This is a genomic window from Hymenobacter cellulosivorans (assembly GCF_022919135.1).
Lineage (GTDB): Bacteria > Bacteroidota > Bacteroidia > Cytophagales > Hymenobacteraceae > Hymenobacter > Hymenobacter cellulosivorans.
Genome location: NZ_CP095049.1, coordinates 3,604,643 through 3,626,584, shown reverse-complemented (window position 1 = coordinate 3,626,584; position 21,942 = coordinate 3,604,643). Strand labels below are relative to the sequence as shown.

At 60.8% G+C, this 21,942-nt stretch carries 15 protein-coding genes; 1 reads left to right on the top strand and 14 read right to left on the bottom strand.

Features of this window, described 5'->3' with window-relative positions; translation table 11 throughout:
• The first annotated feature begins 20 nt into the window (after positions 1-20).
• Positions 21-2,426: a DUF5703 domain-containing protein gene (locus MUN80_RS15290; protein ID WP_375373988.1), complete on the top strand. Its 2,406-nt coding sequence runs from the start codon at positions 21-23 to the stop codon at positions 2,424-2,426.
• A 95-nt stretch (positions 2,427-2,521) separates the two neighbouring features.
• Here the strand turns inward: MUN80_RS15290 and MUN80_RS15285 are convergent, their stop codons facing one another.
• The 14 genes from MUN80_RS15285 to MUN80_RS15220 all read right to left on the bottom strand — a co-directional run bounded on the left by MUN80_RS15285 (position 2,522) and on the right by MUN80_RS15220 (position 21,894).
• Positions 2,522-3,286, bottom strand: a complete 765-nt coding sequence (locus tag MUN80_RS15285; RefSeq protein ID WP_244714279.1) for an SDR family oxidoreductase — start codon at positions 3,284-3,286, stop codon at positions 2,522-2,524.
• A 62-nt stretch (positions 3,287-3,348) separates the two neighbouring features.
• Positions 3,349-4,602 carry a beta-ketoacyl-ACP synthase II gene (gene fabF, locus MUN80_RS15280; protein WP_244714278.1) on the bottom strand — a complete coding sequence of 418 codons (1,254 nt, stop codon included), beginning with the start codon at positions 4,600-4,602 and terminating at the stop codon, positions 3,349-3,351.
• 57 nt (positions 4,603-4,659) lie between these two features.
• Complete coding sequence (locus MUN80_RS15275; RefSeq protein ID WP_244714276.1) at positions 4,660-5,259, bottom strand: TetR/AcrR family transcriptional regulator; 600 nt, start codon at positions 5,257-5,259, stop codon at positions 4,660-4,662.
• Positions 5,260-5,407: 148 nt separating this feature from the next.
• The gene (locus MUN80_RS15270; RefSeq protein ID WP_244714274.1) at positions 5,408-7,591 is read right to left on the bottom strand and encodes an alpha-L-rhamnosidase-related protein; all 2,184 of its coding nucleotides are present in this window, start codon (positions 7,589-7,591) and stop codon (positions 5,408-5,410) included.
• Between the two features lie 66 nt (positions 7,592-7,657).
• Positions 7,658-9,541: a right-handed parallel beta-helix repeat-containing protein gene (locus tag MUN80_RS15265; protein ID WP_244714272.1), complete on the bottom strand. Its 1,884-nt coding sequence runs from the start codon at positions 9,539-9,541 to the stop codon at positions 7,658-7,660.
• A gap of 138 nt (positions 9,542-9,679) precedes the next feature.
• A complete protein-coding gene (locus MUN80_RS15260; protein ID WP_244714270.1) occupies positions 9,680-11,098 on the bottom strand; it encodes an alpha/beta hydrolase family protein in 1,419 nt (472 codons plus the stop codon).
• A gap of 8 nt (positions 11,099-11,106) precedes the next feature.
• A complete protein-coding gene (locus tag MUN80_RS15255; protein ID WP_244714269.1) occupies positions 11,107-12,237 on the bottom strand; it encodes a sialidase family protein in 1,131 nt (376 codons plus the stop codon).
• A 28-nt stretch (positions 12,238-12,265) separates the two neighbouring features.
• The gene (locus tag MUN80_RS15250) at positions 12,266-13,501 is read right to left on the bottom strand and encodes a glycoside hydrolase family 88/105 protein (protein WP_445991632.1); all 1,236 of its coding nucleotides are present in this window, start codon (positions 13,499-13,501) and stop codon (positions 12,266-12,268) included.
• A gap of 20 nt (positions 13,502-13,521) precedes the next feature.
• Entirely contained in the window at positions 13,522-16,287 is a 2,766-nt protein-coding gene (locus tag MUN80_RS15245; RefSeq protein ID WP_244714265.1) for an alpha-L-rhamnosidase, read from the bottom strand.
• A 249-nt stretch (positions 16,288-16,536) separates the two neighbouring features.
• Positions 16,537-17,220, bottom strand: a complete 684-nt coding sequence (locus MUN80_RS15240; RefSeq protein ID WP_244714263.1) for a hypothetical protein — start codon at positions 17,218-17,220, stop codon at positions 16,537-16,539.
• Positions 17,213-17,713: a hypothetical protein gene (locus MUN80_RS15235; protein ID WP_244714261.1), complete on the bottom strand. Its 501-nt coding sequence runs from the start codon at positions 17,711-17,713 to the stop codon at positions 17,213-17,215. Before MUN80_RS15235 ends, MUN80_RS15240 begins: the two co-directional genes overlap by 8 nt.
• A 26-nt stretch (positions 17,714-17,739) precedes the next feature.
• Positions 17,740-18,459, bottom strand: coding sequence for a hypothetical protein (locus MUN80_RS15230; protein ID WP_244714260.1), 720 nt, complete (start codon positions 18,457-18,459; stop codon positions 17,740-17,742).
• A 100-nt stretch (positions 18,460-18,559) separates the two neighbouring features.
• Positions 18,560-21,388, bottom strand: a complete 2,829-nt coding sequence (locus MUN80_RS15225; RefSeq protein ID WP_244714259.1) for a glycoside hydrolase family 2 protein — start codon at positions 21,386-21,388, stop codon at positions 18,560-18,562.
• 104 nt (positions 21,389-21,492) lie between these two features.
• Complete coding sequence (locus MUN80_RS15220) at positions 21,493-21,894, bottom strand: endonuclease domain-containing protein (RefSeq protein WP_244714258.1); 402 nt, start codon at positions 21,892-21,894, stop codon at positions 21,493-21,495.
• Between the last annotated feature and the right edge of the window lie 48 nt (positions 21,895-21,942).

The window sequence follows — 21,942 nt, the reverse complement described above, 5'->3', positions numbered from 1 at the left end:
TTCGCCGTGTTAGGCGCAGTATTTCGCCGGGCTCAGGCAGCAGACCCCGGCGGAATACTGCGTTTTTCCTCTGCGAACCGAAGGGAGGCGTTTTCTGCCAAAGACGGCGAGAAACTACCGCCTGGGCCTTCCTACTGCTTCTAACGAGCCTTCGAGCTTCCGCCCAAAGCCCTGAGCTGGCCACCAACAACATCACCTGGACCAGCCCGAGCCGGAACGCCGCCGAATCCATGCCCTGCGGCGGCGGCGACATCGGCCTGAACGTGTGGAGCGAGAATGGTGACGTGCTCTTCTACGCGGCCCGCAGCGGCACCTTCGACGAGAATAACTCCCTGCTTAAGCTCGGGCGCGTACGCCTGCGCCTGACCCCCAACCCGTTCGAGCCTGGCAGCAGTTTCACCCAAACCCTGAACCTGCAAACCGGCGACGTGACGCTAACTGGCGCGAAAGGCCCATTGAAAGCCCAGGTACACATTTGGGTCGACGTGTTCCGCCCCGTGGTGCATGTCGAAGTCAGCAGCAACCAAAAGCTCAGCGCCGAGGCCCGCTACGAAAGCTGGCGCCACCAGGACCGGGTGCTCAAAGGCAAGGAAAACAACCAGAACTCCTACAAGTGGGCCCCGCAGGGCGAGGTGCGCACCCGCCACGACAGTATTGCATTTCGCAGCGGCACGGTGGAATTCGTGCACCAAAACCGCCCCGTAACCGTCTTCGACGTGACCGTGCGCCAGCAGGGCCTCGAAGCCGTGAAATCCCAGTTGTTCAACCCGCTGCAAAACCTGGTGTTCGGCGGCGTGCTGACGGGTGAGAACATGCAGTCCGCCGGCACCACCGAGGGCGAGTACCAACGCACACCCTTCCGCGCCTACGCCCTACGCAGCCACTCGGCCGCTCGTAGTCATTCACTTACCCTGGCCCTGCACACCAGCCACACGCCCAGCCTGCCGCAGTGGCAGCAGGAACTGCAGCAGACACTACGCGCCGCCCAGCACAACCCCAAAGCTGCCCGGCAGCAGACCCTGACCTGGTGGCGCAGCTTCTGGCAGCGCAGCTTTATCCATGTGCAGCCGGGCAAGTCAGCCCCAAACAGCGCCGAGTGGCAGGCCGGCCGCAACTACCAGCTGATGCGCTACCTGCTCGGCTGCAACGCCCTGAGCCAGTGGCCGACTAAGTTCAACGGCGGCCTGTTTACCTACGACCCGGCCCTGACCGACTCTACACTTAAGTTTACTCCCGACTTCCGCAACTGGGGCGGCGGTACCCACACAGCCCAGAACCAGCGCCTGGTGTACTGGCCCCTGCTCAAAAGCGGCGACGTGGCCCTCATGCAGCCCCAGTTCGACTTCTACCTGCGCATTCTTCGGAACGCGGAGCTGCGCAGCCAGACCTACTGGAACCACCCCGGCGCCTGTTTCACCGAGCAGCTCGAAAACTTTGGCCTGCCCAACCCCGCCGAGTACAATTGGAAGCGCCCCGCCGAATTCGACAAGGGCCTGGAGTACAACGCCTGGCTGGAATACGAGTGGGACACCGTGCTGGAATTCTGCCTGATGATGCTCGACGCTCAGCAGTACGCTGCCCAGGACGTGCGGCCCTATTTGCGCTTCATCGAAAGCTGCCTGACCTTCTTCGACCAGCACTACCAGCAGCTGGCCCGGCAGCGCGGTGCCAAGTCCCTCGACGGTGAAGGTCACCTCGTACTCTACCCCGGCTCGGGCGCCGAGACCTACAAGATGGCCTACAACTCCACGGCCACCATCAGCGGCCTACGTACGGTGCTCACGCGTCTGCTGGCGCTGCCGCCACAAGTCGGCACCGCGGAGCAGCGCAGGACCTGGACGGCCCTGCTCGGCCGAATTCCCGATATCAGCTTCCGTGAAACTGATGGCCATAAGATGCTGGCACCGGCCAAAAGCTGGGAGCGGGTCAACAACGTGGAAAGCCCGCAGCTCTACCCGGTGTTTCCCTGGGGCCTTTACGGCATTGGCAAGCCCGACCTGGAAACCGCCCGGAATACCTACCGCTACGACCCGGACGTGCAGAAATTCCGCTCCCACATCGGCTGGAAGCAGCACAATATCTTCGCCGCCCGCCTGGGCCTGACCGACGAAGCCGCCGCCCTCACGGTGCAGAAGCTGCAGGACTCCGGCCGCCGCTTCCCCGCCTTCTGGGGCCCGGGCTACGACTGGGCCCCCGACCACAACTGGGGCGGCGCGGGCATGATTGGCCTGCAGGAAATGTTGCTGCAAACCCACGAGCGGAAAATCTACCTGCTGCCGGCCTGGCCCAAAAGCTGGGACGTGCATTTCAAGCTCCACGCCCCCTACCAGACCACCGTGGAATGCACCGTGAAAGATGGGAAGGTCCAGAACCTGAAAGTAACGCCCGAGTCGCGCCGGGCCGACGTGGCAGTGCTGCTGCAGTAGGCTGTTCACAACCGACGCGCCGGCCTCAGGAGCTGGCGTAGCTCCCGAAGCCAGCGCGTCATGCCTGCTCATCCCGCAACCAGCAAGACGGCAGCTTAGTGGGCTCCGGCAGCCTGGAACCTGCTGTTCATCACGGCAAAGGCCTGGGCCGGGTTGGCCAGAGCGAGGCGGTAGAGGTCGGCAGTTTGCCCCACGTGGATTTCGAACACGTCCTGCTCCAGGGCCGTCAGCAAGGCTTCGGCCACCTGCCGGGGCGCAATGCCATTAGCCCCACCAATGACGGCCGAAAACTCGGTATCCACCAGCGGCGGCATCAGCTCAAACACCTTCACGCCCGGCAGGTGCTGGCTCAGGGTGTGGCGCAGGCTCTGGGTGTAGGAATGCAGCGCCGCCTTGCTGGCCGTATAGGTCGGGACGATGGCCGAGGGCACGAAAGCCACGATGCTCGACACGTTTACCACCGCCGCCTCGGGCTGGCGCTGCAGCACCGGCAACAGGGCTTCAGTCAGCCGGACGACAGCCAGGTAGTTGGTTTGCATTTCGGCCTCGGCCATGGCGTGGGCCCCGGCCCCAGGCAGCAACTCGTAGGCCGCGGCGTGCCCAGCATTATTGACCAGCAGGCTCAATTCCCCAAACTCAGCTTCGATCCGCTCTACTAACCGGCGCACCGACGCCGCGTCGTTTACGTCGCAGGCAATGGGCGTGACGCCGGGCAACTCGGCGGCGGCCTGCTGCAGGCGCGCTTCGTTGCGGCCGGTGATGATGACGCGGTTGCCCTGCTGGCTCAGTACACGCGCAATAGCCAGCCCGATGCCCGAGCCGCCGCCGGTAATAAGAGCCGTGTGATTGATGGTTTTCATGACGAGGTTGGTAAGAAAATGAGTGAAAGAAAAACTCCGGCCGCAGCCGGAAAATGAAGTCGTTAGTGGCCCTGGTACTTGCGCACGATGAGCGTAGCCGTGTGCCCGCCAAAGCCAAAGGAATTGCTCATGGCGTAGGACACGGGGCGGTAAGCGGCCTGCCCCAGCGTGAGTTGCAGGTGCGCAAACTCGGCCTCGGGCTCCCGGGTATTGATGGTCGGCGGCACTGCGTCATCCTGCACGGCCTGCACGCAGGCAATGGCTTCCACCGCCCCGGCTGCTCCCAACAGGTGGCCGGTCATGGATTTGGTGGCGCTGATATGCAGGTGGGGCGCCGGCCCGAATACCCGCGTTATGGCCTGTAGCTCGGAAGCATCCCCCAGACCGGTAGAAGTGGCATGGGCGTTCAGGTAGTCGATTTGGGCGGCGTGCAGACCGGCGTCGTCCAGGGCGGCCTGCATGCTCAGGTAAGCGCCTTCGCCTTCGGGGTGGGTGCCAGTGAGGTGGTAGGCGTCGGCGGCCATGCCTCCGCCAACTACTTCGGCTAGAATGGTGGCTCCGCGCCGCCGGGCGTGCTCGTATTCTTCCAGCACCAAGGCTCCGGCTCCCTCGCCTACCACGAACCCGTCGCGGGCCTGGTCAAAGGGCCGGGAGGCAGTGGCCGGGTCGTCATTGCGAGTCGAAAGGGCGCGCAGAGCGTTGTAGCTGCCCACCCCGACTTCATTAATAGCCGCTTCCGAACCGCCCGCAATCAGTACATCGGCCTGGCCCCAGCGCAGGTAGTTAAAAGCCTCAATGATAGCCGTGGTGGAGGTGGCGCAGGCCGAAACGGTAGTGAAGTTCAGCCCGCGCAGCCCGTAGCGGATGGAAATCAGTCCAGCGGCAATGTTAACCAGCATCTTGGTGCCCAGAAAGGGATTGAAGCGCGGGGTACCGTCGCCGCGGGCAAACTCCAGCAACTGTTCCTGTACGGTGCCCAGTCCGCCCACGCCCGAACCCCAGATCACGCCGATCCGGTTGCGGTTCAGCGTCCCGAATTCGAGGCCGGCGTGGCGAATGGCTTCGTCGGCAGCTACCAGCGCGTACTGGGTAAACAGGTCATACTTGCGCGCCTCAGCCTTTTCGAAAAAGCTCAGCGGCTCAAAGCCCTTTACTTCGCAGGCAAAGCGGGTCTTGAACTTGGCCGCATCAAAGCGGGTGATAGGCCCGGCCCCGCTGACGCCCGCGCGCAGGGCCTGCCCGAAGGCTGCGGCTGTGTTTCCAATGGGCGTCAGCGCCCCGACGCCGGTAATGACCACTCGTTTTAGCTCAGGCATGAGAAAAGAGGTTGAGTTAATTTTATACCAATCGGTATATTCACAGGCAAAAAAAAGTCAGCGTACCACCAGCTCCTTTTCGATGAGCTGCTCGATGTGGGCCAGGCTGGTGTAGAGCGCCTTGGCGTCGCCGGTGGCTTTGGCCACCATGATTCCGCCTTCGGTCAGGGCAATAAACAAAGTAGCGTAGCGGCCCGCCTCAGCCGCGGGCTGAATCTCGCCGGTCTGCTGGCCCTGTTCGATGAGGCGCACCACGTTGCGGTGCCAGCGGGCCAGGCTGTCTTGCACCCGCTGGCGTAAGGCCGTGGGCGGCGCGTCGTCGGTTTCGATGGCGGCATTGAGCACCGGGCAGCCGCCGCGCTGGCAGAACGTCGGGTAAGCCTCGCGGTAGAAACGGGGCATGGCCAGCAGCTTCTCGCGCACGGTGGCGGCGCTGTAGAGGCCCGCGTTCAGGCCTTCGTGCACCAGCCCCAGGTTGTAATCGAAGGCGGCCAGGGCCACTTCCTCCTTGTTTTCGAAGTTGCCGTAGATGGCGCCCTTGGTGAGGCCAGTGGCGGCCGTCAGGTCGTTGAGGGAGGTACCCACGTAGCCCTGCTTGTTGAAAATCGGGGCGGTCTGCTCGATGATGAACTGGCGGGTGCGCTCGGCTTTGGACATGGTAGCGGGTGGAAGACGGGGCAAATATACCGATTGGTATCAAAACCCCAATAGCTGAAAAAGGTTTTCTCACCAGGAGAACTAGCTGGGGGTTGACTGCGCCCCTAGTGCGCAGAAGATTGCGCAGCCGTACGCAGTCGTTGTTCTGTCAGAGGGCCTGATACCGTACCACGTACTCGCGGCCGGGCTGCAGCTGCAGCTCGTACTGCCCGCCTCCTTTCGCTTGGATTTTGGCGCCTTTGACGCTGGGCTTGCTTTTGCTTTTAAAGCGTAGCGTACCGGTACCACTGGCGCCTTTTACTTTCAATTCCTTGGGCGTGGCGCGCACGGCAATGTCGCCCTGGGGCGTGGGCACCGAACCTTCCATCCACTGCAGGCCGCCGAGCGTGGGCACCACTTCGTAGGTAGCGTAGCCGGCCGACAGAGGCTTGACGCCCAGGTAGTACTTACCCAGCAGGTAGATCGGGCTGGCGCCCCAGGCGTGGCAGAGGCTTTTGCCGAAGGGCCGGCCGTACATGGAAAGGTTCTCGGTGCCCTTCTTCGCGGGGTCGTATTCTTCCCAGAACGCGGTGGCGCCTTCGCTGAGCATGCCGCCCCAATAGTTCTTCATTTCCTTGAGCACGTAGGGCTGCTCGCCCAGGGCACAGAGGGCTTCCAGCTCGTAGAAGCGCATGTAGGGCGTGGTGATTTTGGCCACCTGCGGGTTCAGCAGCACTGATTTTTTCACCTGCTGCTCCTGCTCCTGGCTGAGGTAGTCGAAGAAGATGGCGAACATGTTGGCGTAGCGCGTCACGTTGTCGGTGGGATGGCCGTTGACGCGGCTGTGCACCAGGGCGCCCTTGGCGGGGTTCCAGTAGGTGGCGAAAATCTTGGCTTTCAGATCAGCGGCCAGCTGCTGGTACTTCCGGGCGCCGGCCTGGTCGCCTACCACGTTGGCGCACAAAGCCATGCTTTCCAGGCTGCGGCACAAGAGCAGCTGCTCAAAGCTGACTTCGCCCTTTTTGCTCAGGCCCTCAGCCCAGTCGATGAACACCCAGTCGCCGGCCAGGCCTTCCATGTAGCCGTCCTGGTTGCGCCGGCTCAGGCAGTAGTCCATCAGGCTTTGCATGCGCGGGTAGAGCTGCTGCACCACGGTTTTGTCGCCGGTGTACTGGTAGGCGTCGTAGATGCCGATAAACCAGTAGAAGGTGTAGTCCATGATGGTGTTCACGTGGCTGGTCACCGGGTCCTTGCCGCGCAAAGCGAAGGTGGTGCGGTTCACCGTCGGCGTGTCGAAGTACAGGTAGTAGTTCATCAGGTAGCTCTGGTAGGCGTCGCCCGACCACACCCATCTATCCCGCTTGATGCCGTCGATGAAAAACTCCCGGCTCGTCAGCTGCATGGTGTAGGCGGCCACGTCCCAGATCTTGTTGAGCTGCTCATCCGAGCACCGGAACCGCCCCCGCTCCGTTAGCGGCGCGTACTCGTAGAGCATGGACACTGAATCCACGGTCACGCCCTTTTCCGGCCGGATGTTCACGAAGCGGAAGGCCTTGGTCAGCGTCGTGAGCTTGTCGGCCTTCTGCGGTTGGTTTACCTCCAGGCGCTCTAGCGTCTCGCAGCCTTCCACGCTCAGCGCCTCCTCCTTCGACTCGCCGAAGTACAGGGTCGTCGGCCCCTGCCCTTGCAGCCCGTGCAGGCGCACGTAGCCGAAGGTTTCGCGCCCGAAATCCACCAGCAGGCTGCCGTCGGCGTTGCGCGTGACCTTGGCGGCCCGCCGCGGCTCGGTTTTGAGCTTGAAGGCCGAGGGCAGCGCCTGGGCCTCGTCGAAGTTCCAGCTCCCGGCCGTCAGCCAGGTGGTGCCCGACTGATCCGACACCTTGCCCGAGGCGTCAATCCACTCCTTGTCCTCGTAGGTCACCAGCCACTTGCCATCCGTCTCGATGGTTTTGCCCTGCACGAACACCGCCGGTACGTGCTGCTGGTTGTAGACTTTGATATTGAGCCGGTGCTTGCCCGCGGGCACCGTCAGGCGCGTGGGGTAGCCGGTGATGAGCTTGCCGTCGAGTTTGACGTTGTACTGGCCCTCGGCACGCAGCTCCACCTCCTCGGCCTGCTTCAGGTCAAAGTCCTGGTGAAAGTCGATGAGCGGGTAGTGGCTGTCGAGGCGCCAGAAGGGCGGAAAAAACGAGCCGCGCTCGGTGCGGCGGTTTTGCATCTGGTTGCTAAGCCAGATTTCATAGTCGCCCGGGTACCAGATCCAGGTGGCTTTGGCGGCCTGCTGGGCCCGTACTTGCCCACCCAGCGCCAGGGCCACGACGAAAGCAATGCGGTTTAGGCGGGAATTCAGCATAAGGTAGGGTTAAGTAATATTTTGCTGACCGTTATGACCGGTGGTCCAAAGCCAAGCTTCAGGGCTTTACTTGCCGGCAGTAGCGCGCAGGTCGTGGTAGGCGGGCTCCAGGCCGGCGGCCTGCTTAATGGCGTCGGACACCATCGGCCCGTTGTTTTTCCAGACGTTGTTTGGGCCGTTGGCATTGGCCAGAAATTTCTCGGCCGGGCACCAGTTGTCCTGCACCGTAATGCCGGAGGAGCCCTCGTCGAGGTAGAGGTAAAACCAGTGGTCCGGGTCGTGCACGTAGGGCGCGTGCCCAATTTCCTCCACCCGGTTTTCACTGATGACGGTGCCGGGCTGGGCCGACAGCGTGTAGATGCCGGCCACGTCGTAGGTGTGCTGGGCATAGTGGTGGATGTAATTACCGGTCAAGCGGTTATCGTGCATGGCGTTGGCCGTTTTGGTCCAGCCCCAGCCCAGGCTAATACCGGTGTAGGGCACTTGGCTGATTTCGTTGTGGCGAATGGTAGTCTGGCGCACGTAGCCGGCGGCTATGCCCACGCAGCCCCAGTCCTCGTTGCCGCAGTCGGTCAGCAGGTTGTTTTCCACCACCTCGTTGGTGCAGATTTCCCGCGGGTCGATGGGGTTGTAAGGCAGGTGGGTTTCGGTGCCTTCGTCGGAGAACTTGCCCATTTGCAGGCCGTTGCCGGCAATGTCGCGGAAAGTGCAGCCCGTCACGGCGTCGTCGTGGGTGCCACTCCGGTAGTCGAGCCCGGCAGAGGCCAGATGCTCGAAGCGGCAGCGCGTGAAGCTGGTATGGTGGGCCCCGCTCAGCTCCACGGCAGCGGACGGGCGGCCCAGCCAGGCCTGGTTTTCGAGGTCTTTCTTGTCGGGAGTGCCGGGCGTTTTCAAGGAGTAGGCATCGAGCATAAACAAGCCGGCCTGCAGCGGTACGTGGCCCTGCTCGGAGGGCCGCAGCCAGGTAGTATAGGCGAAAGTCAGGCCCCGGAACTGCACGTAGCTGACTGGCTGGTCAAGTGAGCCCGACACGCGCACCAGGGTCTCGAGGGCGGGGACTATCACCTGCGCGGTGCTCAGGTTTTCGCCGGGGCGTGGCCAGTAGAGTAGCTGCCCGCGGGCGGCATCGTAAAACCACTCGCCGGGCTTATCCAGCAGCTCCACGGCGTTGGTCAGGTAGAAGGCCGAGCTGCCGTTTTTGCCGTCGATGATGGGCCGGGGCCAGGGGTGCTCGAACTGAATGCGGCTTTCGGGCTCGTGGAAGGTCACGCGGGCTTCCTTGCCCTGCGCCACTACCGACTTCACCCGCAGCACGTTGACGGCCCACATCTGGTGCAGCACCATTTCCAGCTGGCCCGGCTGCTTCACCCCACCCAGCGCGGCGGCCGGAATCCAGGCTTCGCGTTTGTTGGTGTCCCAACGCAGCAGGCGGGGCAGCTGGTCGTTGTTGGGCGTGCGGGCGCGGATGGCCTTGCGGCCGTTTACCCAGAGCTGGCGAAAATCAAAGGTACGGCCGGCCAGCAGAGGCGCATCGGCCACCCACAGCTGCCCCTGCGCTACCTTGGGCAGGCCGGGCACGGCTGCCGCTGCTTTCTTCCAGCCCGTCACCGACATGCCGCCGCTCAGTACCGGCTGCTCCCCGGGCGCGGCTTCGATAATGGTTGGACTGCTGGCGGTGCCGGCGTCTTCGGGCCGAAACAGCCAGGGCTCCGCTAGCCGATACTCGCCGCCTTTCACCCAGATATGCACCCCGTTCTGCACCGAGGCGTCGCGCAAACGGCGCAGGTCGCGGGCCTGGCGCAGGGCCATGGTCAAGGTAGCCAGGGGCTGGGCGGCGGTGCCGGGGTTGCGGTCGGAGCCATTGGGGGCCACCCAGATGTCGGCGGCGCGGGCCGGCATGGTCAGTGCGCTGAGTAGCAGGAGGAGGCTGGCGGGAATCGAGCGGATCATCAAGCGGGTCTGAGTGTAGCGCTGAACTGTACTTGGCGCTGGCGCCAAAGGCGCCAAGGTGGTTCTGGGTTATTCGGGCAGACGGCGCGGTTCGGCACCCACGGCGCAGGCGCCGAACCGCGCTACACGGGGGCAGACCTAATTCTTGTCGGCCTGGCCTGGCACCGCAGTCTGGTTGAACAAGGCCTGCAAAGCCTCGAAGCTGTGGATGGCATTGGCCGGCAGCCCCTCCCCTTTCGGACCGAATACCAGCTGTTGCTCCTGCTTCTCCACGGTCACCTTGGTTTCGTCTAGCTGGCCGCTGGCATCCTGGGCCATGCGCAGGTTCAGGGCCAGGTGCTGGGCCATAAACTGGTACATGGCTTGGCGCTTGGAGGCACCGTAATCGTGGCCCTCCTTGGGAAAATGCGCGTTCTGTACCAAGCCGGGCTTGCCGTAGTAGCCATAGATGTTCTGCAGGTAAGGCATGACTACGCCGGGCGTCTGGGCGGTCCAGTCGCCACCGTCGGTTATGGCCAGCATGGGGCGCGGGGCGGCCATAGCAGCCAATTCGGCGTTGTTGGTGCCGCCCCCGCAGAGGTGTACCGGCATGCCGCTTTCGCAGGGGCAGCCCCCGCTGTGGTAGGTCGAGAGCATGACTACTGGCACACCGACTTTAATTCGGTCGTCGAGGGCGGTGAGCAGCATGGTCTGGCTGCCGCCACCCGAGCCACCGGTCACGGCTACCCGGTCCGTATCGGCGTTTTTCTGCGTTAGCAGAAAGTCCAGGGCCCGCAGGCCGTTCAGGGCCTGCACCGTCATGGCCAGGCTGCGGCGGTGGTCCTCGGGCTTGAACTGTAGCAGCGACTCGCCCCAGGCAAACAAATCGTAGCTGTAGACCAGGGCGCCCATGCGGGCTAGCGTGGCGCAGCGCTTTTGAGCATCGGCCCGGTAGCGCCCGTCGCCGAAGTGGCCGTCGGGGCTGATGATAACCGGAATTTTGCCCGTGGGCTTGAGCGGGCGGTACAGGGAGCCGGTGACGTACACGCCGGGCAGGGTTTCCAGGGCCACATTTTCTACCGTGTAACCGTCGTACGTGCGTTTGTTCGTGATGAGGGGCTTGCTGGCGGGCTTGGCGGGCAGCGGGGAAAGCCGCAACGCGTCCCAGATACAGCTGCGCAGTTCCGCTTTGCGCTGTTCCCAACTGGCCTGGTCGTGGTAGCGGGCAGCCAACTCTTTTAGCTGGCTGACGCCTTCTTCCGGCGTTTTGAGATGGTACTGGTAGGTTTTGAGCTTGTAAGTTTTGTCGCCCGTTTTGGCGGCCTGATAATCGAGGGGGCCCAGCACGTTGCGCAGGGTTTCCTCCACGTCGGGGCGGAAGCGCCACTGGGCGTAGGTCACGTACTTGTCCTTGACCATGGCCGCGTCGGGCCGGATTTTCACCCCGTAGCGCTGCTGGATTTCGTCGAGCACCTGCTGCAGCGGCTCGCGGTATTGCTCGTCCGAGGTTTGGGCCCGGGCGGTGGTAGCAACCGTGAGTAGAAGCCCGGCAGCGAAGAAGTAAAGCGGTTTGAACATGAGTGGATTCAGTCCTTGGTAATTTCGGCGGCGCCTTCCGGGGCTTTGTAGCCTTTGATGGCGGGCCATTTGCCGTCCTTAATTTTCACCAGCTTCATCTTTTTCGGGTCCAGCACGGCATGCTTGATGCTCTTGCGCCGCCAGGTATACACGAAATGCACCAGCCCGTCCCGGGTTTGAATCACCGACGGATAGGAATACTGGCTGATGGGCGAGTCTTCCAGAATGGCCGCCGCGTACCAGGTTTTGCCGTCCTTGGAAACCGACACGTTCAGCGGGGTGCGCGGGCCTTTGGCCAAGGTGCCGGGCGGCAGCACGTGGTTGTAGACCAGCAATTGACGGCCGTCCTTGAGCGTCACGGCGTCGGTGCCGGAGTTGTTGCCGGGCAGCGTGGTTTTGGCCAGCGGGGTCCAGGTCCGGCCCTGGTCCGACGACCATGATTCCAGAATGGCCCGGTCGCGGCTGCGGCAGAGCAGCTGGAGCTGGCCGTTTTTGTGCTTTAGAATGCTGGGCTGAATGGCGCCTTTGGTTTCCCCGTTTTCGATGGGGCCAATCATTTTCCAGGTTTTGCCGTTGTCGGCGGTTTCCTCCAGGTGTACGCGCCAGCCCCCGCTGCCTTCGGTGCTGGTGGGGCTCAGCAAACGGCCGTCGGCCAGCAAAACCGGCTTGTTTTTCACCGGCCCGATGTAGCCGTCGGGCAGCGCCTCCGCGGCCGACCACGTCACGCCGTCGTCGGTGGAGCGGCGCAGGTAGCCTTTCCAGTCGGAGGGCTTGGGGCCGATTTTGTAGAAGAGCAGCAGCTCGCCGCCGGGCACCTGGTAGAGGACCGGGTTCCAGGTCGGGTAGCGCAGGGTTTCGCTCTGCACGCCGTTGGCTACTTCCACCGGGGCGGTCCAGCGGCCGTCTTCCTGCCGGCTGATCCAGATGCCGACGTCGGGGTTACGCTCCTTGGTGCCCCCAAACCAGGCCGTGACCAGGCCCCGGGGCGTTTCGGCAATGGTGGCGGCGTGGCTTTCCGGAAAGGGCATTTTCTCTAGGATAAACTCGTCGGTGAGGATGCCGTGCTTCCAGGGCTTGGTCTGGGCCGCGGCGCTTAGCAGCAGCAGGCTACCTAATAAAGTCAGAACTGTCTTTTTCATGCGGGGTGGTTGGGGCTAGTCTGGAGGGCTATTGGTTGAGCTCCAGACTGGCCAGAATAAATGGGCCGGTTCCCTTGGGGTCATTTACCCGAATCGGCTCCTTGATGTAGTACTCGTAGCTACCGTCCCGGTCGGCGCTCAGGCCGGCTACTTCGCACACCTGCAGCAGGTTGACTTCCCCATCGGGCTTCACTTCCACCAGCTGCCGGGTGATGCCGGCGTAACCTTTCTCAGCCGCGCTGCGGTAGGTTTTGGGCAAATAACCGCGGTTGGTCCCTTTCGCCAAGGCATACACGAACATGCTCGACGCCGAGGCCTCCAGGTAGTTGCCGGCCTTGGCGGGCTGATCCACCACCTGGTACCACAACCCCGATTTGGGGTCCTGGTACTTCACTACGGCCACGGCCAGGCGGTCCAGAATCTGGAGCAGCTCCTTGCGCTGCGGGTGCTTGGCGGGGAAGTAGTCCAGCACGTCGACCAGGGCCATACCGTACCAGCCCATAGCCCGGCCCCAGACGTTGGGCGAGGCACCGGTGGTTTTGTTGGCCCAAATCTGCTGCCGGCTTTCGTCGTAGCCATGGTAGAGCAGGCCGGTTTGGGGGTCGCGCAGGTGCTTTTCCAGCAAAATCAGCTGGTTGGCTACCTCGTCGAAAGCGGCCGGCTCATTGAAAGTAGCCGCGTACTGGGCCAGAAACGGACTGGCCATGTAGGCTCCATCGAGCCACATTTGCTGCGGGTACTTGAGCTTGTGCCAGTAGCCGCCTTCACTCGTGCGGGGCTGTTTGCGCAGCTGCTCGCGGAGCTGGTCGAGGGCCTTGCGGTACTTCTCGTCCTTGGTCTGGGCGTAGAGGTTAAACAGCACCTTGCCCGAGTTGAGGTTGTCGAGGTTGAAATCCTCCGGCTTATAGGTTTTGATCTGGCCCTGGGCGTCAATCATCTTGTCGCCGTAGCGCTGAATGTAGGCCAGGTACTGCGGGTCCTTGGTTTGGCGCCACACCTGCTCCAGGGCGTAGATAATTAGGCCCTGGGTGTAGCCCCAGGTGTCTTTTTGGCTGGCGTCGGCCATCCACGGGCTGCGCTTCAGCACCGACTGCAACATACGCTCCGACCATTTCGCCGGGGCTGGCGCGGGCTGCACCGTGCCCGCCGCCAACTGCTCACCACTAGGCACCGCCACCGATGCACTGACGCAACTACTGCCCATCCCAAAAGTCAGGGACAACGCCAGCAGGCCAGTCCGGTAGGTATTCGTTTTCAAGATCATAGGTGTATCCGTCAATCCTTTTATTTCACCACGAAAGCGTAGTCGCCGGAGCCGACTTCAAACACGGCCCGGTCGCCTTCCTGGCGCAGGAACTTTACGCCTGGTGCCGACGTGGCTTTCTTGCCACCTTCCTGCACCTTCTCCGCGTCCTTGGCCGGGATGTAGACCAGGGCCTTGGTGTTGCCGGGCACCGTGATATTCCAGCTGAAGCGCTTGGCGTCCTGCTTCCAGCTGCTTTTGATCAGGCCGCGCACCGATTGGTAGGAAGCGTTGACCGAGGTCAAACCAGCCGTGGGCGTGGGCTTCATCTCCAGGCGCTGGAAGCCCGGCGCGTCGGGGGCGGATTTGATGCCGGCCAGGTTTTCGTACTGCCAGATGAGCAGGTCGCCGAGCAGCATCACGTGGTTTTGCGAGTTCATGGCCGGGTCGGCGGTGTTGCCGTTCCACAGCTCCCAGATGGTGGTGGCCCCGTTGGCGGCCATGTAGCCCCAGCTGGGGTAGTCGCGGTTGGAGGCCAGGCGCAAAGCCACGTCGGGGCGGCCGCGCTGGGTGAGGCCGCGCATCAGCCACTGGGTGCCAATGACGCCGGTGCTGATGTGGCCTTTATTTTCCACCATGATTTTGTCGACGATGTTCTGGAAGACCTTGGCCTCGGCCTCGGGCGGCACCATGCCGTAGGACAACGGCAACAGGTTGGCCGTTACGGTGTTGTTCGAATACTGGCAGCTTTCCGGGTTCAGAAATTTCTGATTGAAGGCCGTTTTCAGCGTGGCCATCTGCTGGGTGTACTCGTCGGCGTCCTTGGTCTTGCCCAGGGTGCCGGCGAAACCGCGCATCAGGTTCAGCATATGGTAATAGGTGCTGCTGGCAATGAGCACGCCGTCGGTGTTGCGGGCGGGATCCTTGGAGTGGATGAGCTTCTCCGACTCCGGCGGCACACACCAGTCGCCGTACTTGTCCTTGGTCACGAGGCCGTTTTCGGAGTAGTTCTGGCCCATGTAGACGAGCCAGCGGCGCATGGAGTCGTAGTGGCGGGCCAGCACCTGCTCGTCGCCGTACTGGCGGTAGAGCATGTCGGCCACGGTGAGGTAGGTGCCGGGCCAGGTCACGTTGTCGCCGTAGTAGCGCCAGAAGGCGGGGGCCACGTCGGGGATGCTGCCGTCGGCTTTCTGGGCCTGCTCGATGTCGCGCAGCCACTTGGCGTAGAGGCGGCTGTTATCGAACACGAAACTCTCGCCGTAGGCCCCGGTGGTCCGGTCGCCGAGCCAGGGCTGCCGCTCGTTGCGCTGCGGGCAGTCCACGGGCATGCCCTTGTAGTTGCTGCGGATGCCCCAGTAGGCGTTGCGGTACACCTGGTTGATGGTGGCGTCGGAAGTAGTCAGCGCGCCGGTGGTGGCCATGTCGTCATATACCACGCGGCCGTCGAAGTCGGCCAGGGTGGGCGCCGCGCCGGCGGGCCAGCCGCTGATTTCCACGTAGCGGAACCCGTGGTAGACGAAGCGTGGCTCCCAGGTTTCGCGGGTGCCGCCTTTTAAGCTGTACACGTCGGTGACCAGGGCGTCGCGCAGGTTGCGCACGTACAGCTCGCCGCTGGGCTGCAGGGTCTCGGCGAAGCGCAGCGTCACCTTATTCCCGGCTTTGCCCTGCACCCGCAGGCGCAGCCAGCCGGCCAGGTTCTGGCCCATGTCGAGGATGTACTTGCCGCCAGCCAGGGGCTTGATGGCCACGGGCTTGAGCGTTTCCATCACCTTCATGTTCTCGTTCATCTGCGCCTCGAAGGCGCCGCCGGGCTCCTGCACCAGCTCGGCCTTGAGCCAGCTTTTGGCGTCGAAGCCGGCCGAGGCCCAGCCGCTCATTTCCTTGGTGGCGTCGTATTCCTCGCCGTCGTACTCGTTGTTGGTGCGGATGGGGCCGTCGGCGGTGCCCTGCCAGGTGTCGTCGGTCTTGACGATGTCGCGCGTGCCGTCGGCGTAGGTCACCTCAATCTGCATGAGCAGCTTGGGGTAGCCGAAGGTCTTGATTTTGTAGGGCTTGTAGTTCTGCCGCATGGCGTAGAAGCGGCCGTTGCCCAGGGTCACGCCCACCGCGTTGGGGCCGGCTTTGAGCAGGCCGGTCACGTCGTAGGTGTTGTACTTCACGCCCTGGCCGTAGTCGGTGGGGCCGGGGGCCAGCACCTGCTCCCCTACCCGCTGCCCGTTCAGGTGCAGCTCGTACAGGCCCAGCCCGATGATGTAGGCCGTGGCCTGGCGGATGGGCTTGTCGGCCTGGAACTCCTTGCGGAAGTAGCGGGCCGAGAGGCGGGCGTGGCTTTCTTCCTTGTCCCAGGGAAAGGCGCGGTCGAAGCCGATCCAGCGGCCTTTCCAGTCGAGGTAGTTGAGCAGGCCCATGCTCCAGGAAGCCGGCGCGCTCCAGGCCGAGGGGCCCTGGCTGGTCCAGGTGCGCACCTTCCAGTAGCAGCGGGTGCGGCTGCGCAGCGGCTGGCCGGCGTAGCGCACGTGCACCGATTGGGCCGACGCGACCTGGCCGGAGTTCCACAGGTCGCCCTCGTCGGCGGCCAGCTTGTCGGGGGTGGAGGCCACCAGCACCTGGTAGGCGGTTTGCTCCAGGCCGCGGGCCGGGCCGCTCAGCTCCCAGCTCAGGCGCGGGGTGGTGGCGTCGATGCCTTCGGGGTTGGTGAGCAGCTCGCAGCGCAGGCGCTGCAGCTGCACGGCCGCGGGCTTGTCGGCGCGAAAGGCCGTGAGCAGCAGGGCGGTGAGAAGCGAAGAAAGTACAATGCGCAGGTTCATCGGGACGGGCTGCCGCACCCCGCGGCCCCCGCTACGACAGCAGCAGGGAAGCCGGCCGCTACACGGGCCGGCGCCACGGGGCGGTGCTAGGCACTTTTGGCGTCCACTAGTTCACCATTTTTCCCGCACCAACATTCTACGATCTTAGCATAAAGCTTTAGGATTTGGGCATGGTGGGGCCAAGTAACCCGAAAAAGCAGTGCGTATCTTTACATAAAACCCTAACTATAATATTTCATTGTAAAAATTTCACCCATCAGCTTTCTTAACAATTTCTCTATGCGTGAATATATCAATAGACTTTCCATCTTCAGTAAATGACAACATTCGACATGACTTATCAGCAGGATTTTCAACCAATGATATTTCATCTATCGATTTTATTTCATTAATAATTTCATAACATATTTCACCCATATAAGCATATCCTTTTATATGCTCACAATCTTCCATGTCACCTCTACATACAGAGCATTCGGAGCTTGACACAACACAGCCCCTACTAGCAAAATACATTTTCGGGAATATTATGTTTTCATATAAATGCAATCTATGAGCGTACCCTTGCAAATACCTGCCGTCAAATGGATGGTTTCTAATAGCTAGTGAAATTTGATATTGAGCATCAATCAGAGCTTGCCAAGCAAAATCAGGCTCATCTCTCTTCAAGCTCATTACAAAATACAACTCGTTCTTTACAGCAGTGGCACATAGCTCAAAGCAGAGAATGAGATTTGCCTTTTTCTCATCCTTTTCTTCAACAGCAATTGCTTTTTGAAGTTTTATTTCCTCAATAAGCTGCTTCAACTCTTCAACTTGCGCCTCTTGTATTTCAATACCTCGCACAAATATTGCCTTGCTTTGGGCTTTCTGAAGTGCTTGATTATATACTTCTATAAATGCATTTAGTTCAGGAAAAGGATTTTTATTCATCTTTAAGGCTTTTTATAACATCAGCTAATCCATTCAACCCCTCTACATTCCCTTCATATGTTATACTCTTATATTTCTTCTTCGGATTTACTTCTACAATTATTTCAATCTTTACTTTTTTGTCACCAAAAGTACCTTTGAAGATATCGTAAACATAACTTGAAAGAACATTCAAACCCACAGAAGCGAGTTCAGGATTTTCAGACAAAACCGAATACCCAATAAATAATACAGGAGCAAAAAAGTCTACTGACCGCCTTTGCCGATAAGCTCTAGTATCAGTCTTGACAACATCAACGTTCACTCCATTCTTCTTTAAATACTTCTTCACAGATAAAGTTGTATCTGTGAAGACAAACTCATCTACTGAAGCAGCATCTTCAATATTTTCAGGCAAAATACAGAAGTCACTAGGCAAATTCACGTTCAAATATTTTAGCTTCTGATCCAAATTAATAAAATCAGAAATTTCTCTGTTGATATCCAGCTTCATATTCTTGAAAATGTTAAATACTTATCTCACAATGCCGAATGAGAAAAAACCAAATCAGTCTCATTATTAATATTTAGCGTAAAATCATAAACCAAGACAAAGCTTTTAGTTTTTTGACTATTCAATACAGGCTTAAAATTATTTATTAATTTGCTCTCGATGTCATCAAGAATATCTTCAGCTGTTTTCCTGACACCAACAAATTCCAGAGGTAAATAAGAACCCAACTTTTCACTATAAAGCATAACCTGACATACATATATATACTTATCATAATCCTTATAAATAGGGTCCAATAATTTTATTGCAGCTGAATGACCTGATTTAAATCTAGAATTATCCGATGATGTCTTACCAACATAAACTACTCGCTGAACATCAGCAGACTCAATGGTTATTATGTAAATGGGATGAGAAACGTTCGGAGGCTCCTTTAACTGATCTAATATATCAGCACGGTCCTCATGATCTAAACTAGACCCATCATACTCATACGCAATATTTATCGCCTTTTTATAATAATCCCTATTTAATTCCCAAGACTCATTGAACCCAAGAATCTTGTTTTCACTAAGAGCAATTTCATGAAAAGGCAACTTATGATTGACACCCAGCCAAATCATAACATCATCCCTCCTATTAGGATCATCCTTATCTAAATCATCAGATTTAATCAAATCAAGGTCAACTCTGTTCAAATCATCCAAACTTGAAAGGTCACGTTTTCCTTTCAGCCAAGGTCTCAAAAACGAGTTATTAGGTATTGCCATTGTCGAAATATTATCTGAAAGACACTTGGTGCCATTATTTGTACATGTGTCTGCAATATAATAGAGTTATAACGTCCTACCGCTGCCCGACCGACTTATCCTGCGCCTGCTGGCCGGAGAAATCGAAGTAGAGGGTCATTTCCTTGGCGTACGAGGGGTCTTTGCCGTAGTCGTAGTACATGTTGGTCTTGCCCATCGGGCCCATGTTCTCGGCTTTCTGCGACTTGGTACCGATGGCCGGGATGCCGTGCATGAAGGAGAGCTGGCCGCCGGGGAAGGCCGGGGCCGTGTTGTAGGGCGTGGCCGAGAAGCGCGGCGTGAACAGGCGCAGGTACACGTCTTCCTGGTCGCAGACTATCGTGAGGGGCTGGCCGGTGGTCTGCAGGGTGAGCCAATAGAAGTTGGAGTAGTAGCCCTTAAACTCGGGGTACTCGGGGCCGCGGGTGCCTTCCATCTCGCCGGTGCTGGTGTTGTTGTAGGCCTTGGTCCACACGCCCAGGTTGGTGCCCTTCAGGCGGTCTTTCCAGACGCGGTAGGGCCCGTCGCCGCGCCACTGAATGCCTTTGACTTCCTTTTCGGGGTAGTTGAAGTTGAGGCCGGCCAGCTGGAAGTCGTAGTCCTTGGGGAAGTACTTGGCGGTCATTTTCACCCAGCCCGAGGGGTACACCGTCCACTGCAGCGACTGGTAGCGGCTCTGCTTGCCGAATTTGGCTTCGATGACCACGCTGGCGCCGTCCTGCCGCTGCGTCAGGCCCTCGAAGGCGGTTTCGCCCTCGGCCAGCACGGGGCCGTTGGAGAGCGGGATGATGCCCTTGGCGTTGCGCACCTGGCGCAGCAGGCCCGAGCGGCGGCTGAAGGTCAGCTCCACGCCGTTGGCGGCCACCGAGTAGAGCGAGTCGGTTTCGGTGAGCTTGGCGGTGCCGGGGGCTTCGAGGCGCACGAGCTGCTGGGCCACGGCGCCGGGGCGGGCAATGGGCCAGCTCCAGGTGTAGATTTCGCGGCCGTCGGGGTACTGGGCGGTGATGTAGAGCACGTCGAAGCCTTGCCACTTCGAGGGCAGTTCGAGGCGCAGGGTGCCGTAGGTGCCGCCGGGCGCGATGCTGGGCGCGGTGAGGGTGCCGGTTTGGGTGGCGAGGGTGGCGGCTTTGGCGCCGGGGCCGGGCAGCTGGGCCAGCTTCCAGGTGAACTTACACTGGTTCAGATCGGTGAAGTGGAAGCGGTTTTGCACGCGGAAGGTGCCGTCGAAGGCCGGGGTGATTTCGCGGCGCTCGAAGAACACGGGGCTCCAGACTTCCTTGATGGTGAAGAAGCTGCCCTCCTTTTCGCGGTAGGGGCCGAGGATGCCGTCGGCGCCGTGGTTGCCGTCGGTGTCGAGGATGCCGCCCTTGTCGGTGCGCACCACGCCGGCGTCGGAGAAGTCCCAGAGGAAGCCGCCGGCCGAGCGCGGGTGGGCCCACATCTGCTCCCAGTAGTCTTCGAGGCCGGCGCCGTGGCCGCCGTCGTAGAGGCCGTGCAGAAACTCGGTGGGAAACACCACGTTGTGGCCCTGCAAATGCGTGCCGTTGCCGTAGTCGAAGTTGATGTAGTGCTGGGTGTCGGTGCCGCGGAACACCTGCCAGGCGTGGATGACGGGGCGCTGCTGCAAATCCATGCGGTCGAGCACCGGGTCGAGGTCGAAGTTGTGGCCGCCTTCGTTGCCGTTCACCCACACCACGATGCTGGGGTGGTTTTCGTCTTTGCGCACCATTTCTTCGGTGAGCTTGGTGCCGGTGGGCGTGTCGTAGTTGCCGTGCCAGCCGGCTACTTCGTCGAGCACCATCAGGCCCAGCGAGTCGCAGGCGGCCAGGAAATGGTCGTCGGGCGGGTAGTGGGCCATGCGCACGGAGTTCATGTTCATCTCGCGCATCAGGTTCACGTCGAGGATGCTCAGCGCCTTGCTGGTCACGCGGCCGGAGCTGGGCCAGAACGAGTGGCGGTTGACGCCCTTGAACTTGATTTTGACGCCGTTCAGGTACATGCCGTCCCGCTCGCGCACTTCCATGGTGCGGAAGCCGATGCGCTTGTCGACGGCGTGCACCGGCTGCCCGCCTTTGCGCAGGGTGAAGGCCACGCGGTAGAGGTTGGGGGTTTCGGGCGTCCAGAGCCGGGCCTGGCTGAGCGAAGTTTGCAGGCGGGTGGTGGCGGCGCCACCGGCTACTGCCGCGCGGAACTCGGCGCCGGCTTTCTGCCCGTCGAGGGTGTAGAGCTGGCCCACGACTTCGTCGGCCCCGCTGCCTTGGGTGTACACGTCGGCGCGCAGGCTTCCGTCGGCCTTGGCGTCCACGGCCACGCGGCTGATGTGGGTGGCGGGCAGGGCTTCGAGGAACACCGGGCGGAAGATGCCGCCGAACAGCCAGAAGTCCCCGCGCCGCTCGGCGTCGTTGACCGACTCGTTGGCCGAGTGCTTGCTGACGGTGGCTTCGAGCAGGTTGGTTTTGCCCGGCTTGAGCAGCCGGGTAATGTCGTACTTGAAGCGGTAGTAGGAGCCCTGGTGCATCGGGCCGGCCGACTGCCCGTTGATGCGTACCTCGGTGTCGGTCATGGCGCCGTCGAAGACGATGTTCACCGTCTTGCCGTCCCAGTTTTTGGGCACCTTGAACTCGTACTGGTACTGGCCCACTTCCTTGCCGCGGGCGGTGTCCTTGGCGTGGCCGTAGTTGTACTTGCCGAAGCCCTGCAGCTCCCAGTTGGAGGGCACCGGGATGGTGGTCCACTTGCCCGCCTTACGGCCGGCCGAGCAGTGGAACTTCCACTTCACCGTGTGGTCTTTGTCGGTACCGGAGAGGTACTGGATTTGCGTCTGCTGGGCGTGGACGGACGCCAGGGGCAGGAGCGCGAGAAGGTATGGGAGGAAACGTTTGGGCATATCGGGCTGGGGGCCTTGTGTGCGCCTCACCCCCGGCCCCCTCTCCGAAAAGGAGAGGGGGAGCCTGACGTGTTCTTTGGGGAGCTTGGGGTGGGCGCTGGGGCTTATTTCAGGTGGGCTTTGATGGCCTGGAGAACTTGTTCGGTTTCGTGGAGGGCTTGGTCGTTGGCGAAGCGCAGGACTCGGTAGCCTAGCTCGGCCAGGATGTCGGAGCGGCCTTTGTCGTATTCAGCCTGGTCGGGCTCCAGGTGGCCGGCGCCGTCCAGCTCTACTATCAGCTTGCAGGAGAGGCAGACGAAATCGGCAATGAACCTATCGATGCTGTGCTGGCGGCGAAACTTCACCCCGAGCTGGTTGCCGCGTAGCCGTTGCCAGAGCAGTTCTTCGGCCGGCGTAGGTTCGTGCCGCATTCCGCGCGAGCGGGCTTTCAGATCCAGCTTACCGTACAGCTTCCGGTCGGCGGTGAAGATTTTATCCTGCGGCAGGTAAGGCTCGTTGGTTTCCATAGAGTCGGTTAGAATCAGCAAACCAACAAACTACCAAAACCCACCCGC